Source organism: Sorangium sp. So ce295, assembly GCF_051527405.1.
Lineage (GTDB): Bacteria > Myxococcota_A > Polyangia > Polyangiales > Polyangiaceae > Sorangium > Sorangium cellulosum_B.
Genome location: NZ_CP150324.1, coordinates 854,686 through 870,004, shown reverse-complemented (window position 1 = coordinate 870,004; position 15,319 = coordinate 854,686). Strand labels below are relative to the sequence as shown.

Below are 15,319 nucleotides of genomic sequence, written 5' to 3'. Positions count from 1 at the left end.
CCTGGCGGATGACCCCCTCCGTCAACGCCCGCCTCGCGGTGCGCGCCGACATGCCCGAGGTCGCGCGCTTCGCCGCGCAGCTCGTCCGCCTGCACCACGCCCTCGATCCGCACCGCTTCATGTGCCTGGAGCCGATCGAGCCGGGCTACGAGCGATGGCTCACGGGCGAGCTCGCCAACCCCGACGCCGCGATCGTCGTCGCCGAGCGAACCGGCGCCGAGCCGGCGCTGGTCGGCTACGCCTACGGCCGCCGGGAGCCGCGCGACTGGAACAGCCTCCTCGACACCTGCGGCGCCCTCCACGACATCTATGTCGCCGAGCCCGCGCGCCGGCTGGGCGCGGGCGCGATCCTCCTCGGGGCCGTCATCGCGCGCCTCCGGGCCCTGGGCGCGCCGCGCATCGTGCTCCACACCGCGACGCAGAACGCCGCCGCGCAGCGCCTGTTCGAGCGGTTCGGCTTCCGTCGCACGATGATCGAGATGACGCTCGGGCTCGAGTGACCGCGGCGTCCGCTCCGCTATCGGCGCGCCGGCCGCTCCTCGATCCGAACATCCGAATCCGATGTCGCCCCCGGCGCGCTGGCCGAGGGTGATGGACTCATGAGCTTCGGCCTTCCCGGCCCGATCCCGAGAGCTCCGCGGCCGTCTGGACCCACACCATCGTGTCGCGCGGCTCGCCCGCGGGCGTCAGGGCGTTCGCCTCGAGCGTCGTCACATGCCGGTACCCGAGCCGCCGGGGCACGGCGGCGCTCGCGGTGTTCCGCGGATCGCAGCGGATCTCGACGCGGCTCACGCCGAGCTCCTCGAGCGCGACCCGGGTCAAGCCTGCCACCGCCTCGGTCGCGTAACCGCAGCGCGTCGCGGTTTCCCGGAGCCAGTAGCCGATCTCGATCGCGCCCGGGCCGATCCGGGGATGGAGCCCCGTACCCCCGAGCACGGCGCGCTCGTCGCGCGTGAAGATGCCATAATGAAAGTCGCGTCCTGCCGTGAAGTCGTCCCGGAACTTCTCCAGGAGCGCCGCGGTCGCCTCCACGGAAGAAGGCTCGTGCACGGCCCACGGCATCCAGGGCCGCAGGTGCGCAAGGCTGGAGTCAATCGCATCCCTGATCAGAGGTGCATCCTCGGGCCGCCACGCTCGCAGCGTCAGCCGAGCGGTCAGGATGCGGTCCGGCGGGCGCTCACCTGTCATAGCGTCGCTCCATGCCTGTCGCCGTCATGCACTCGACGACGGTGATGCTGTCTTGCCCAGGCCATCGGCCCACGCGACGGTCACGCCCTGAACCATGCAAACCATGGAGTGCTCCGGCGTCGAGGCGAGCAGTCGTCACGCCGCGGAGCTTACAACGAAGAGCTCCCTCGCACATCGGAACAATGCCCACCACCGCCGCGACCATCCCCATCGCACGCCGGTCCACACACCTCTTGCCGAGGACATCGACGCGACCGCGGAGCGTCTTGACATGTCCGTCATAGCAGACTACTGTCCGTCATAGAAGAGTAGGACAGAAAACATCAGCGCGCCCTCCCGGCACAACGGGAGGAGGTCCACGTCCACGCCCGCGCGTGGACGACGGATGACCGCTCGAGCAGAGGTGCCATTGGCTGAGGTGGCGCGGGCTGCGAACCATGACACGAGGAGGAAGGATGAAGATCTGAGCACGCCTCATCTCGACGGACGCGACGTCTCCCGGGTACTCGACAGGGGCCGACCATCCATCAGCAGAGGCCTTCCCACGCCCCACGCCGGATTCACTGCTGCCTCAGCAGCACATCACCAGCAATCCCTGCTCCCGTCGCAGCAAGCGCGCGGCCAGCGCGGACGATTGTGATCCGTTCCTGCAGTTCCTGCAATAAAGCCCTGGCACGCTCCCTGCTCCCTGCCACGACGACGGCCCGTGAGCGGAGCGCCCCTCCTGCCTGAGAGCAGGAGAGCTCTTCGCGTGGCGCACGCCATCAAGGAGAACAGGATGACGAAGCTGCGACTCTACAGCGCGAAGGCGTTCACCCAGCTGCTCAGGGCCGAGACGCGGGACCAGGAGGCGGAGGGGCGCAAGGCGCTCGGCGAGGTGCTCGCGTTCATCGAGCGGGAGGCGCTGGCGAGGTCGTCGGGCCAGGGACCCTACTGGCTCGGCGCCGAGCTCAGCCTCGTCGATGTCTCGTTCTATCCATGGTTCGAGCGGCTGCCGGCGGTCGGCCGCCTCCGCGACTTCTCCATCCCCGCGGAGCTCACGCGGCTCCGGGCGTGGATCGAGGCCGTGCAGGCGCGCCCCGCGGTCCGCGCCATCCAGAATCCGGTCGAGTTCTACGTGGAGCGCTTCGCGAAATTCGTGAAGCCGGCGGCCTGAGCGGCGCCGAAAGACAAGGGACATCATGTTGAGACTCTGGGGTCACAAGAATTCTTCGAACGTGCAAAAGGTCCTCTGGGCGCTCGACGAGCTCAAGCTCGATTTCGAGCGCATCGACGCCGGCGGACCGTTCGGTCGCGTCAAGGACGCCGACTATCTCACCCTCAACCCGAACGGGCTGGTCCCGACGCTCGAGGACGGCCCGCTGGTGCTCTGGGAGTCGCACGCGATCGTGCGTTATCTGTTCTCGCGCTACGGGTCGCCGCCGCTCCAGCCGAGCGATCTCGCCGACAGGGCGCGCGCCGACGCCTGGACCGACTGGCAGTTCGGGACCCTGTGGCCCCCGATCCGGACGCTCCTCGTGCAGCTCGTGCGCACGCCCGAAGAGCGCCGCGATCAGGGCGCGATCGAGGCCGCCCGCAAGTCGGCGCTCGCCGCGCTCGGGATCCTCGACAGGCAGCTGTCACGGCACCCGTGGGTCGCGGGAGAGTACTTCACGTTCGCCGATATCCCCCTCGGGGTCGCGGCGCAGCGGTGGTACAACCTGCCGGCCGAGCGGCCCGCGCTGCAGCACGTCGACGCGTGGTACGGCCGCATCAAGCGCCGGCCTGGATTCGAGCGCTGGGTGGATCTGCCCCTGGGATGAGAGCGGGGCGCATCTTCGTGCGCTACGGGCTCATCCGCAGAGTGAAGCGCGCTGCGGCGTAATTTCGCTCGGTCGCCCGCTCCGCCCTCTCGTATCCACCTCGCCGCTCGCGGACGGCCCCTCAGAACATCGGCAGCTCGGTGTCCAGCCCGAGGAGCACACGGCCCTGGACCTCGCGCGTGTGCGGGGCGACGAGGGCGTGCTGCGTGACGGCGTGAACGTCGCGGAAGCTGCGTTGAAGAGGGCTCTCCGCGTAGAGCGCCGTGGCGCCGCCCGCCGTGTACGCCAGATCGACGGCGCGCGCCGCGCCGAGGGCGGCGTTCGTCGCGGCGAGCCGGACGCGCGCCCGCTCCCGCAGCGAGATCGGCCTGCCAGAGACCGCGGCGTCCCAGACGGCGCCGACGGCCTCGAAGAGGTAGGCCCTGGCCGCGCCCAGCGTGGCCTCGGCCTCGGCCACGGCGAGCGCCGTCGAGGGCCGCGTCGCGAGCGACGTCGTCATGCCGCTCGGCCGCTTGGTCGCCGCGAGCCGGACCAGCTCATCGATGGCCGCGCGCGCCATCCCGAGCGCGGTCGTCGCGACCGCGCTCGCGAGGAAGCCGAAGAGCGGGAACACGAAGAGAGGCCCTGGATGCGTCGGAGCCGTCATCGGGAGTCGGATGCACCGGCTGCTCGGCACGAAGGCGTCCACGACCGCGAAATCGTGGCTCCCGCTGCCGGCGAGGCCGGAGACGCTCCACGTATCCAGGATCTCGCACTCCGAGGCGCGGAACATCGGCACGACGGCCTCGGGGACGCCCCCGGGCAGCAGGCGCGGGGCCATCCCGTCGAAGACCACCGCGGTGCCGCCCAGCCAGTCGCAATGATGACAGGCGCTCGCCATCGCCCACCTCCCGGCGACCCGATATCCTCCCTCGACCTCGACCGCGCGCCCGCTCGGCGCGAAGACGCCGGCGGTCACGACATCCGGGCTCGCATGCATCTCTTTGCCCCCCTCCGCCGGGATGTACGCTTCGAACGCGCCGGTCGTGCCGCAGATCATGGCGCACCACCCTGCGGCGCCGTCGGCGCGCGAGAGCTCCTCGATGACCTGCAGCGCCGTGAGGGGGTCGGCCTCGAGCCCGCCCAGCGCGCGCGGACGACACATGCGGAAGATGCCCGACTCCCGGAGCGCCCTCGCGACCGGATCGGGCAAACGGCGCTCGCGCTCTCCCCGCTGGGCGTGCTCCTGGATGATCGGAACGAGGCTCCGCGCCGCGTCGAGGAGCGACGCGGGGGCGGCAGAGGACATCGCGGTCATGGTGCTCGACTCACCCCTTCCTTGGCGGCTGCGCATAGCGCTCTTCTTCAGCGTAGTACTCGGGGAACCCGACGATCTCCTGGAGCGCCGCGAAGCTCATCCGCGGGTCGGGGTGCCGGCCGGCGCGCAGGGCCGCGAGCGCCTCGCGCATGGCGGCGGCGGCGACCGAGAGCAGGGTGAGCGGATAGGCCGCGATCTTGTAGCCGATCGCCTCGAGCTCGGCCGGCGGGAGCACCGGTGTCCTGCCGTGATCCACCATGTTGGCCATGGTCGGCACGCGCACCTCGCGGCAGAACGTTCGCATCTCCTCCACGCTCTCGGGCGCCTCGAGGAACACGATGTCTGCCCCGAGATCGGCGAACGCCCGCGCGCGGGCCAGCGCCTCGTCGAAGCCGTGCGTCTGGCGGGCGTCGGTGCGGGCCATGATGAGCACGCCGGCGCCCTCGTCGCGCGCGTCCACGGCGGCCTGGACGCGGGTGAACGCCTCGTCGCGGGGCACGACCTGCTTGCCGCGCGTGTGGCCGCAGCGCTTGGGGGCGACCTGGTCCTCGATCATGACGCAGGCCAGCCCGGCCTGCGCATAACCGCGCACCGTGCGCTTCACGTTCATCGCATTGCCGTAGCCCGTGTCGCCGTCGCCGAGCACCGGAATCGAGACGGCGCCGCAGATCGCCCGCGCCTGATCGACCATCTCACCATACGAGATGAGCCCCGTGTCGGGCGCGCCGAGGCGCGCGGCGGAGACCGCGAAGCCGCTCATGAACGAGAGCGAGAAGCCGGCCTGCTCGATCAGCCGCGCCGACAGCGCGTCGAAGCAGCAAGGCATGACGAGGAGGCCGGGCGAGGCGAGCAGATCGCGGAGCTTCTGAGCGGAGGACACGGCGGGGACGATACCGCGATCGGCCGCCCGTGAGGCAAGCGCGAAGGGCCGAGAGGCGCCGCGCGCCGCCGCGCGCCCGGCCAGCGCCCGCACACGCAAGAGGGAGGGACGTGGGCGCGCGCCGGCGTGCGTTCCTGTTGCGGGCCCCCGGCGGCCGGGGGCAGGATGGGCCCCGTGATGATTCCGCACAGGAGAGGGGCATGAGCACGGTTTCGGTGAAGGAGATCGCGATCGACGGCCGCCCTGCCAGCGTCCACGTGGGCGGGCAGGGCGAGCCGCTGCTGCTGGTGCACGGCGCCTGGGGCGGGGCGTCGCTGCACTGGGCGCCTGTCTGGGAGCGATTGGCGGAGCGCTTCCAGGTGATCGCGCCCGATCTGCCCGGCATCGGGCGCACGGACGCCCCGGGGCTCGGCTCCCTGGGCGCCTATGCGCGCTGGCTGGAGCGGCTCCTGGACGAGCTGGGTGTCTCCAGCGCGTGGTGCGTCGGCAACTCCTTCGGCGTCTCGGTCGTATCGAGCTTCGCTACCCTGTTCGCGGCGCGCTGCCGAGGGCTCGTGTTCGTCAACGGCGTTCCCATCCCCCCGCTGCCGCGCCTCGTCGGCTGGCTCGGAGCGCGGCCGCTGCCCCGCCGGGTGCTGCGCGCGTTGATGCGGAAGCAGACCTATAGCCCCGGGGTCCTGAGCCGCGCCTACGCCGATCCCGGCCGCGCCCCGGCTGCCCTGCGGGAGGTCCTGGAGAGCGCCAATCCACCTCAGCTGGAGGCGGTGCTCGACGCCGCCATCCATGGAGGTCTCCGGGCCCCGCTCAGCCTGAATCCCCTCCTCGTCTGGGGCGAGGCGGACCAGCTCCTCGGCAACAGCGCGGACGACGCGAAGAAGCTTCACGCTTCGCTGCCGGGGTCGCAGCTCACCTTCATCCCGGCGACAGGGCACATGCCGCAGGTGGAGAACCCCGAGGCGTTCGTCGACGCGGTCTCGCGGTTCATCGAGGCGCGCGCGATCGCCGCCCGTCCGCGCGGCTTCGGCGGCCAGGCCAGCCCGGGCGCATGAGCGCCTGGGGTGCACGGGCGCATCTCCCTCAGGGCATCGTGGTGACCCGAGCGCGCTTTCCGAGCTGGACCGCGGCGTAGAGCAGATAGAGCCCGGCGATCCCGACCAGCACGTAGATGATGCGGCTGAGCGCGCTGAGCCTGCCGAAGAGCGCGGCGACCACGTCGAACTCGAACAGCCCAACGAACCCCCAGTTGACGGCGCCGATCACGACGAGCGTGATCGCCGCCCACGTTAGCCCTGAGATCCCACGGTTGACCTGCTCCATGACCCCGGCAGAAGCACGTGCCGCGCCGCGCGATGCGTGCACCGCGCGCCCGCTGCGGCGCGACAGCGCGTCGCGCTGACGCCGCCGGCTCGCCTCGCCGTGCTGACGCCGCCGGCTCGCCTCGCCGTGCTGACGCCGCCGGCTCGCCGCGCCCGTCAGGCCGCGGCGCTCACGCCGGCGTGACGTCGAGCAGGGAGGGCAGGATCGCGCCGGAGCCGCCGGTGAACACGACGTCGCAGAGGCCGGAGATCGCGCTCGGCTCGACGTTGACCTCGGCGATGAGGGCGCCGTGGCGCTTGGCCATGGGGACGAAACCGGCGGCGGGATACACAACGGCCGACGTACCGACGACGAGCAGGAGATCGCAGCCCTCGACGCCGGCGGCCGCCGCGGCGAGATCGCTCTCCTGGAGGGCCTCGCCGAACCAGACGACGTGCGGGCGAAGGACGCCGCCGCAGCCGCAGCGCGGCAGCTCCGCCGCCGTGAAGCGGCGGGCAGAGGCCTCCGGATCGGGCGAGCCGCTGCCAGCGAAGGCGGGGGTGATGGGCACGTCGCGGTTCTCGGTCACGCTCCCGCACGAGAGACAGCGCACCTGCCACAGCGAGCCGTGGAGGCGCACCGGGCTCCTGGAGCCCGACTGCTCGTGCAGGCCGTCGATGTTCTGGGTGATCAGGGTGAAGACCCTGCCGGCCTCCCGCCACCGCGCCTCCAGCTGCGCCAGCGCGTGATGACCCGGGTTCGGCGCGCAGCCGAGGGCGCGCTCCCGGCGGTGATTGTAGAACTCCCAGACGAGGCCCGGATCGCGCCGCCACGCCTCGGGCGAGGCGAGGCTCGTCGCCTCGTAACGCCGCCACAGCCCCCCAGCGCCGCGGAACGTGGGGATACCCGACTCCGCCGAGACGCCTGCGCCGGTCAGGACGGCGATCTTCCTGGCACGGCACAGGGTGGACTGGAAGCGCTCGCGGCTCGTTTCGCTCATCACGGACCCCTGAGGATAGATCGAGAGGGAGGCGGGCGGAGGACCCGACCCGAGCTCCCGTCGATTTCGGGTGTAAGCCGGCCGAGACGACCGCGTTTCCCTGGCACTCGGACGCGCCGAGCCCCGCCACAGCGGGCCCCGGCCGCGAGAGCCCTTCGTCGGCTCGCCGGATGACCGGCGACACGCGGCGTTCACGCAGCGAAAGCGGCGAAGGGCCCGTCTCGCCCGTGGAAAACGCACGATGGGGCAGCCGCGCGTGCGGCCCCCGCAAGGACCTGTGTGTGGCGATCGGCGATGGCCGACCCACGAGAACGTACAGCAGGGATCCGCCCTCGCGATCCCCTTCAAGGAGGACACCTCAATGCGCACCCGGCCCCTCGATCTCGTCGCCCCCGCCCTCGTCACCGCGCTGCTCATCGGCTGCGGTGGCTCCACGCCTGCCCCCACGGCGGCGACCGCATCGGCCGCGCCGACCGAGGCCCCCGCCGGGCGAGCCACGCAGCCGGAGTTCGACGCGGCGCAAGACGAGAGCAGCGCGTCCGACGCCAAGCGCGAGGAGGCCGCGGCGAGCGCCCCTGACGCCGCGCCCGCCGCGGAGGCCGCGCCGCCGCCGGCCCTGCCCGTGGCGGCCGCCCCTGTGGCGCCCTCGCCGGGGCCCGCGCAGTCCCGGGCGACCAAGGCGGGCGCCGCGCCCGGCGCGGACGCGCGCGTCCGCGTGACGGGCGGCGCGCCCGCGCCCAAGAAGGCGCCCGCCCCGGCGGCGACCGCCGTGGCGCGCCCCGCGGCCCCGCCCCCGGCCGTCGCCGTCACAGCGCCCGAGCCCCAGGGCAGTGAGACGTACCGGGACTACGGCGTCAACCCGGTCGAGGACCCCGCGAAGGACCGGCTCTCGACGTTCGCGATCGACGTGGACACGGCCTCTTACGCCATCGCGCGCCGCAAGATCATGGATGGCGCGCTGCCCCCGGTTCAGGCCGTGCGCGCCGAGGAGTTCCTCAACTACTTCGATTACGGCTACGCGTCGCCCGCGACAGGCCCGTTCGCCGTGCACCTCGCGGCCGCGCCCTCGCCGTTCACGTCGGGCCACCACCTCGTGCGCGTGGCGGTCCAGGGCAAGCGCGTGCCGGTCAAGGAGCGGACCCCGGTGCACCTCGTGTACCTCGTCGACACCAGCGGTTCGATGCAGTCGCCGGACAAGATCGAGCTCGCGAAGAAGAGCCTGAAGATGCTCACCGACACCCTCAAGCCGGGGGACACCGTCGCGCTCTGCACCTATGCGGGCAGCGTGCGAGAGGTGCTCGCGCCGACCGGCATCGAGAGCAAGGGGAAGATCCTCGCGGCCCTCGCCGACCTCACCGCGGGCGGCTCCACCGCCATGTCGAGCGGCATCGATCTCGCGTACAGCCTGGCCGAGCGGACGCTCGTGAAGGGGCACGTCAACCGCGTCATCGTGCTCTCCGACGGAGACGCGAACGTCGGCCCGACCTCCCACGACGAGATCCTGAAGACCATCAAGCGCGCGAGGGACAAGGGGATCACGCTGTCCACCGTCGGCTTCGGCCAGGGCAACTACAAGGATCTCATGATGGAGCAGCTCGCCAACCAGGGCGACGGCAACTACGCCTATATCGACAGCGAGGCGCAGGCGCGGCGGGTCTTCTCCGAGCAGGTCGGCGGGATGCTCCAGGTCATCGCCCGCGACGTGAAGATCCAGGTCGAGTTCGACCCGAGCTTCGTCAAGAGCTACCGGCTCATCGGCTACGAGAACCGCGACGTGGCCGACCGGGACTTCCGGAACGACAAGGTGGACGCCGGCGAGATCGGCGCAGGGCACAGCGTGACGGCCATCTACGACGTCGAGCTCAAGGCCACCGCGCCGAAGGGCGAGGGCGCGACGCCGGTCGTCGTGCGCCTCCGCCACAAGGCGCCGCTCGGCTCGAACACGGCCGAGGAGACGCTGGTCAAGATGGCCCCGGGCGCCGTCGCCCCCACCTTCGACGCGGCGCCGGCCGACTTCCGCTTCGCGTCCGCGGTGGCAGGGTTCGCGGAGGTCCTGCGCCACAGCCCGCACGCGCGCTCCTGGAGGCTCGCCGACATCGAGAAGATCGCGAGGGCCGCCGCGTCCAGCAAGGGCGATCAGCAGGAGTTCATCGGCATCATCCGCCGCGCCGGCGCGCTCGCCCATGGCAAGACCAACGCCGTGGCCGTGAACGCCGACTGACGCGCGCGCCGCCTCGTTCGTGGTATGCGGCGGTGATGGGATTGCTCGCGATCTGCGGCTCGATCACCGCCGATCTCATCGGCTACGGCCCGCGGCTGCCGCGCCCCGGCGAGTCGGTGCTGGGCCGCCGGTTCCTCGTCGCGCCGGGCGGCAAGGGCGCGAACCAGGCGGTCGCGGCGGCGCGCTCCGGGGCGCGCGTGCGGCTCGCGGGCGCGCGCGGCGACGACGCCCACGGCGAGCTCTGCGCGGCCGCGCTCGCCGCCGACGGGGTGGAGCTCTCCGCCGTGGCGGTCCACCGCGGCGCCACGACGGGCGTGGCCCTGATCTGCGTCGACGAGGCCGGAGAGAACCAGATCCTCGCGATCCCCGGCGCCAACGCGCTCGTCACGCCGCCCTCGCCGTGCGGGGCCTCGGTCTGGCTCTGCCAGGGCGAGATCCCGGCCGCGGCGATCGACGGCGTGCTCGCGGCAGCGCGGGCCGACGGCGCGCTGTCGATCTGCAATCCGTCGCCCGTCAACGCCATCGATCCCGAGCTCGTCGGCCGGTTCGATCTCGCCGTGGTCAACGAGATCGAGCACGAGGCGCTGCGCGGTCACCTGCCGGAGCGCGTGGTGCTCACGCGCGGCGCGCGCGGCGCGGTGCTGCTGCCGTCGGGCGAGGAGCTCCCCGCCCTGCCGGCCCGCGCCGTCGACACGACGGGCGCCGGGGACGCCCTCACGGGCGTGCTCGCCGGCGGGCTCGCCTCCGGGATGGCGATCGAGGCCACACTCCGGTTCGCGATCGCGGCGGCGGGCATCTCGGTCGAGCGCGAGGGGTGTCAGACATCGTATCCGACGCGCGCCGAGGTGGAGCGCCGCCTCCAGCGCGCCACGGCTCCGTGACGGCCTCTCCTCCCGGCGTCACAGGGCACCTCGCCCATCACGCCCCCCCTCGCGGTGAGCGCCACGCTTCCGAGACATGACGCTGCACGTCGCCTGCAAGGGCGGCTATCCTGGCGGCATGACGAACTTTCGCGGGCCTGCGATAGCAGCGCTCGTCAGCCTCTCGGCCTGCAGCGTCCAGGAGCGCAACTTCGCGGGCGGGTCGGGCGGGTCGGGCGGGTCGGGCGGCGGTGATGGCGCCGGGACGACCGAACCTTCCAGCGCGAGCGCCGGCACGAGCGCGTCGACCGGCACGAGCGCGTCGACCGGCACGAGCACGACGACCGGCACGAGCGCGTCGACCGGCACGAGCGCGAGCGCCGGCACGAGCACGACGACCGGCTGCACGCAGGTCGAGGATTGCTTCAACGGCGGCGACGACGACTGCGACGACGCCGTCGACTGCGCGGACTCGGACTGCGCGGAGGGCGCGGTCTGCCTGACGGCACCCACGAACTTCGAGCCCGGCGTCGTCGTGGACGCGACCGAGCCGTGCCCTGACGGGTTCACCGCGAAGGAGACGCTCCTCTTCCGCGGCCTCTCCGGCAGCGGCTGCCAGGGCTGCGGCTGCACGCCGAACCCCACCGACTGCGCGGCGGATCTCTACCTCTACGCCGACGAGTCGCAGTGCGAGGCCGACCAGGCCGGGACGCGCGGCACGCTCGCGAAGCGGGTCGGGTTCACGTGCGACGCGAAGCCGATCAACAACGGGTTCGTCGACTGGGGCGGCGTGCGCGCGGGCCTCTTCGACGTGATCCAGAGCTGCACCGCGACCGGCACGGCGATCCCCGCGCCGGCGACGTGGAAGGAGTCCAGGAAGTTCTGCCACGCGATCGCCGGCGCGGGCTGCGGCGCCGGCAAGGCCTGCGTCCCGAGGCAGGGATCGCCGGCGACGCAATGCGCGCTCGTGTCCGGCAGCGCCACCTGCAGCGGCTATGCGCGGCGCGAGAGCGACTGGTTCCGGGGGTACAACGACACCCGGACGTGCTCGTCGTGCGCGTGCACCGCGAGCGGCGGCGACTGCAACTACGTGCGCGTCGAGCTCGGCAACGACTACAGCTGCTTCGATCACGCACAGATCTCGCAGGGCGGGCGGTACTGCGGGTACGCCTACTCGCCCCCGGCTCACCTCGTCGGCACGCCGACAAACTCCACCTGCACCGCGCGCACGAGCCTCAGCGGCTCGCTGGATCCCACGGGGCAGTCGACGCTCTGCTGCGTCGAGTAGCGGATGCTCGTGCCGCGCGCTCGCAGGCAGCTCCTCGCCGCGCTCCCGGCCGCCGCCGCGGCCGGCGCGCTCGCGGTGGCCGGCTGCGCCGAGCCCGCCGCGGTCCGCGCCGCGCCGGCCACGCCGCGCAGCGCGGGCGCGACGTCGACCGCCGGCGCCGGCGCCGGCGACGCGTCCTCGCCCGCGGGCGCGGGCCCGGCGGCGCCGGCGGCGGGCCCCGAGCGCCGGGCCAGCCTCCAGTACCACCTCGACGATCGCGCGTTCCCCTCGCCGCTCATCGACGCCGTCGTGGCGGGCCAGCCGGCCGTGCTGATCGTCGACACCGGCGCCTCCCACCACGTCCTCGCCCGCTGGCTCGCCGACGAGCTCGCGCTGCCCCTCTCGACCGCGGGCGACGTCGCCGTCGACCACGCGGGCAGGCCCCTCGCGGTGTCCCGCCTCGAGGACGCGAGCCTCGCGCTCTCCGGGTGGGGCCGGGTCGAGGTCTCCGCGTTGCTCGTCGTCCGCATGCCCGACGTCCTGCAGCGCATCGGCATCGGCGGCATCGTCGCGCCTCAGGAGCTGGCGGGGCCGGGACGCGCCGTCGTGCTCGACCTGCGCGAGGGCCGGATGACCGAAGCTCCGCGCGGCGAGGCCGCACGCGCGCTCCGGGCGCGGTTCGGCGAGGCCGCCATCGTGGAGCTCGCCCGCTGCGGCGGCCCGAACCAGGGCAGCGAGCTCACCGCCAGGGCGAGCGTCGAGGGGATCGACGTCACGCTGAAGATCGACTCGGGGGCGTCGCACAGCTCGCTCTTCGCCGTCTCCCCCGCGGGGAAGCGGCTGTCGCGCCGGGCGACCGGCGGCAGGAGCGCCTACGCCGCCTCAGGCAAGCACACCGTTCCCGTCCTTTCGGGCGCTCGCCTCCGGATGGCGGGGTTCGACGCCGCCGCGGAGTTCGATCTTCTGCCCGGCGAGCGGCGGGCGACCTGTCCGTCGGACGGATTTGCCGGCATGGATGTGCTCCGCACCTGTGTGCTGGTGCTCGCCGAGGACGGCGGCCTCGCGGCCTGCGCCCCGCGGTGACCCCGTGAAAGACCGCGCGACGCGCGTTCGGCGCGAGCGCGGCGCGTGATCGACGAGGCGCGCTGCGGAAACCGCGGCGCGGTCAACGAGGCGCCCCGCGGCGACCGCGGCGCGACCGGCGCCGAGCCAGCGGGCGGACCGCCATGCCTCAGCGGAGGCGCGATGCGTCGTGGTAGAAGGGGCGCACGCGTGGACGCCTCTGTCGCCGCGGCGGAGGGGAGAGATCCGTTCCTCCGCGAGTCCGGGGCGCCCGCGGCGCTCGGGAGGCATCATGACGACAGGTTTCGAGTTCTTGACCCAGGACGACGAGCGGCTGCTGCTGGAGAAGTCGAGCTGCGTCACCTACCGACCGGGCGAACAGATCCTCGAGGAGGGCTCGCGAAGGCAGGGCATCTTCATCGTGCGCAGCGGCCTTGTCGGGGTCGAGGTCGCCCACCTCGGGCGCGGCGTGGCCCTCCGCCAGCTCGGCCCCGGCGCCATCTTCGGCGAGATGTCGTTCCTCGAGAGCGCCGCCGCGAGCGCCTCCGTCGTCGCCCGCGAGGAGTGCACGCTCGACGTCATCGAGGGCCCGTATGTGCACTCGCTCCTCGCCTCCGTCCCCGGGCTCGCGGCGCGCTTCTACCAGTCGCTCGCGATCATGCTCGCCCAGCGCCTCCGCGAGAACACCGCGATGCTCCCGCCGCTCCTCGTCGAGGACGTGCCGCAGGTCAACCGCTTTCACGCGGCGAGGACGGGCCAGGCCGGCACCAACAACATCCCTCCGAAGCTCATCGACACGGTCGAACAGTTCAAGTTCGAGATGATGATCGCCGACAGGATGGTGAAGGAGGCCAAGCAGCCCGAGGCGGAGATCCAGGAGAAGGTGAGCGCCGCGTGCCAGACGATCGTGTCCGCGCTGCGCGAGCACATCGAGCGCGAGCGCCACCTCGAGAAGGGCATCGGCGCCTATGTCTTCCGCGAGACGTTCTCGCTCTTCATGCTGAGCCGCACCGTCGACCGGTGTTACACGAAGCCGCGCGGCTACGCGGGCGACTTCTACACCATCGAGATGATGTACAACGACGAGCCCGCGGGCGACGGCCGCCTCGGCCGCTTCATCGACCAGTGGGGGCTCGCCATCGACGCCTGCCGCGCCGTCAAGAACCGGAGAGGCGTGCTGAGCCGCGCGATCCGGGACGCCTGCAGCGGGCACGCGTCCGGCCCGGTCCACATCACCAGCCTCGCGAGCGGCCCCGCCCGGGAGCTGTTCGACCTCTACGCGGAGGGGGGCGAGCTGCCCGACATCAAGGCGACGTGCATCGATATCGACAACCAGGCCCTCGCCTACGCGGCCGGCATCGCCGACCAGCTCGGCGTCATGGACCGCTTCAGCTTCGCGCAGGACAACGTCGTGCGGCTGGCCCACGGCCGCGGCAGGACGGTGCTCAAGCCCCAGCACATGATCTACAGCATCGGGCTCACGGACTATCTCCGCGACGATCTGGTCGTGAGCCTCCTCAATTGCATGCACGACAAGCTCCTGCCCGGGGGCGTCGCGGTCGTGGGCAATTTCGGGGTGAACAACCCGAGCAAGGCGTTCATGGATCACGTCCTCGAGTGGGAGCTGATCCACCGCAGCACCGATGATCTCAGGACCCTGTTCGCCCGGTCGAAGTTCGGGAGCACCCCCGTCGAGGTGCTCGCCGAAGAGGCGCAGGTGAACCTGTTCGCCTTCTGCACCAAGTGGTGACTACCGAAGCCAGCGCACCTCGTATTCGCACGTGGGGTGTCCCTCGAAACGGCACTTCGTGTGGAGGCTCTGGCCCCCTCGCGCGCCCGAGAGCCGGAGCGCGTTCTCCTGCCACGCCGGCACCGCGTCTCTGCAGATCTGGCGCCCCGGGTCGGACTGCGGGTCGACCCCCAGGTAAAGTATCAGCCGGAAGAACCGCTCTCCCTCGGCGAGGGGCGCGAGCCGGCCGCCGTTGAAGTACATGCCCCACATCACGCCGGCCTGCCGCATGACGAGCGCGGGCGTGCCCAGCTTGAGCAGCACCTTGTGCGCCAGCGTCAGGTCCTGCTCGGCCACGTAGGCCGCGAGATCGCGGATGACGCCGGACCGGTTGGGCCACCGCGAGATCTCGTCCGCGATCGCGTTCCAGACCGAGATGGGATACCAGCTGTGCGCCGCGAGATCGGGCGCCGTGAACACCGCCCGCGCGGCGGCGGGCAGCTTGGCGTCGAGGGCGGACATGGCCTGGCTCCCCCACCGCGTCTGCAGGTAGGTCCTCGTGTGCATGAGCGCCGACCCCCGGATCTTCATCGCCAAAGCCGCCCGTCCAGGATAGATGCACCCGGGCGGCGGGGGCCAGCGTGGCGCGCTGCGGGCCGCCTCGCACGCGCGCCCACACGCCGGCGATCGCGCGCGAAGGCGCCGTGAGCCCGCCTC

Annotated in this window: 15 protein-coding genes; 9 read left to right on the top strand and 6 right to left on the bottom strand. The window is 72.3% G+C overall.

What is annotated here, in order from left to right; genetic code table 11:
• The first annotated feature begins 8 nt into the window (after positions 1-8).
• A complete protein-coding gene (locus WMF11_RS03290) occupies positions 9-500 on the top strand; it encodes an N-acetyltransferase family protein (protein WP_437976382.1) in 492 nt (163 codons plus the stop codon).
• 97 nt (positions 501-597) lie between these two features.
• Here WMF11_RS03290 and WMF11_RS03285 read toward each other — a convergent pair whose 3' ends face one another.
• Complete coding sequence (locus tag WMF11_RS03285; protein ID WP_437976381.1) at positions 598-1,188, bottom strand: GNAT family N-acetyltransferase; 591 nt, start codon at positions 1,186-1,188, stop codon at positions 598-600.
• A 778-nt stretch (positions 1,189-1,966) separates the two neighbouring features.
• On the opposite strand from WMF11_RS03285, the gene WMF11_RS03280 reads away from it, so the two are divergent.
• Both WMF11_RS03280 and WMF11_RS03275 read left to right on the top strand, forming a co-directional pair.
• A complete protein-coding gene (locus WMF11_RS03280) occupies positions 1,967-2,344 on the top strand; it encodes a glutathione S-transferase C-terminal domain-containing protein (RefSeq protein WP_437976380.1) in 378 nt (125 codons plus the stop codon).
• A gap of 25 nt (positions 2,345-2,369) precedes the next feature.
• Entirely contained in the window at positions 2,370-2,990 is a 621-nt protein-coding gene (locus tag WMF11_RS03275) for a glutathione S-transferase family protein (protein ID WP_437976379.1), read from the top strand.
• A 121-nt stretch (positions 2,991-3,111) separates the two neighbouring features.
• Here the strand turns inward: WMF11_RS03275 and WMF11_RS03270 are convergent, their stop codons facing one another.
• Positions 3,112-4,287, bottom strand: coding sequence for an acyl-CoA dehydrogenase family protein (locus WMF11_RS03270; RefSeq protein WP_437976378.1), 1,176 nt, complete (start codon positions 4,285-4,287; stop codon positions 3,112-3,114).
• A gap of 10 nt (positions 4,288-4,297) precedes the next feature.
• Positions 4,298-5,167 (bottom strand): isocitrate lyase/PEP mutase family protein, encoded by an 870-nt coding sequence (locus WMF11_RS03265; RefSeq protein ID WP_437976377.1) that lies wholly within the window; start codon positions 5,165-5,167, stop codon positions 4,298-4,300.
• A 200-nt stretch (positions 5,168-5,367) separates the two neighbouring features.
• Between WMF11_RS03265 and WMF11_RS03260 the strand changes: the two genes are divergently transcribed.
• Positions 5,368-6,216 (top strand): alpha/beta fold hydrolase, encoded by an 849-nt coding sequence (locus WMF11_RS03260; protein ID WP_437976376.1) that lies wholly within the window; start codon positions 5,368-5,370, stop codon positions 6,214-6,216.
• A gap of 28 nt (positions 6,217-6,244) precedes the next feature.
• Here WMF11_RS03260 and WMF11_RS03255 read toward each other — a convergent pair whose 3' ends face one another.
• Together WMF11_RS03255 and WMF11_RS03250 are read right to left on the bottom strand one after the other, a co-directional pair.
• Complete coding sequence (locus tag WMF11_RS03255; protein WP_437549382.1) at positions 6,245-6,484, bottom strand: DUF378 domain-containing protein; 240 nt, start codon at positions 6,482-6,484, stop codon at positions 6,245-6,247.
• Between the two features lie 169 nt (positions 6,485-6,653).
• Entirely contained in the window at positions 6,654-7,463 is an 810-nt protein-coding gene (locus tag WMF11_RS03250; protein WP_437976375.1) for an SIR2 family NAD-dependent protein deacylase, read from the bottom strand.
• A 361-nt stretch (positions 7,464-7,824) separates the two neighbouring features.
• Here WMF11_RS03250 and WMF11_RS03245 point away from each other — a divergent pair, with 361 nt between their 5' ends.
• From WMF11_RS03245 to WMF11_RS03225, 5 genes are all read left to right on the top strand, one after another.
• Positions 7,825-9,684: a vWA domain-containing protein gene (locus WMF11_RS03245; protein WP_437976374.1), complete on the top strand. Its 1,860-nt coding sequence runs from the start codon at positions 7,825-7,827 to the stop codon at positions 9,682-9,684.
• A 35-nt stretch (positions 9,685-9,719) separates the two neighbouring features.
• Complete coding sequence (locus tag WMF11_RS03240; RefSeq protein ID WP_437906935.1) at positions 9,720-10,565, top strand: ribokinase; 846 nt, start codon at positions 9,720-9,722, stop codon at positions 10,563-10,565.
• Positions 10,566-10,641: 76 nt separating this feature from the next.
• On the top strand, positions 10,642-11,832 hold the full coding sequence (locus WMF11_RS03235) for a hypothetical protein (RefSeq protein ID WP_437976373.1): 1,191 nt from the start codon (positions 10,642-10,644) through the stop codon (positions 11,830-11,832).
• A 3-nt stretch (positions 11,833-11,835) separates the two neighbouring features.
• Positions 11,836-12,894, top strand: coding sequence for a retropepsin-like aspartic protease (locus WMF11_RS03230; protein ID WP_437976372.1), 1,059 nt, complete (start codon positions 11,836-11,838; stop codon positions 12,892-12,894).
• Positions 12,895-13,165: 271 nt separating this feature from the next.
• Positions 13,166-14,623 (top strand): cyclic nucleotide-binding domain-containing protein, encoded by a 1,458-nt coding sequence (locus WMF11_RS03225; protein ID WP_437906932.1) that lies wholly within the window; start codon positions 13,166-13,168, stop codon positions 14,621-14,623.
• On the opposite strand, the gene WMF11_RS03220 is transcribed toward WMF11_RS03225, so the two are convergent.
• Complete coding sequence (locus WMF11_RS03220) at positions 14,624-15,193, bottom strand: hypothetical protein (RefSeq protein ID WP_193790775.1); 570 nt, start codon at positions 15,191-15,193, stop codon at positions 14,624-14,626.
• Positions 15,194-15,319 lie beyond the last annotated feature (126 nt).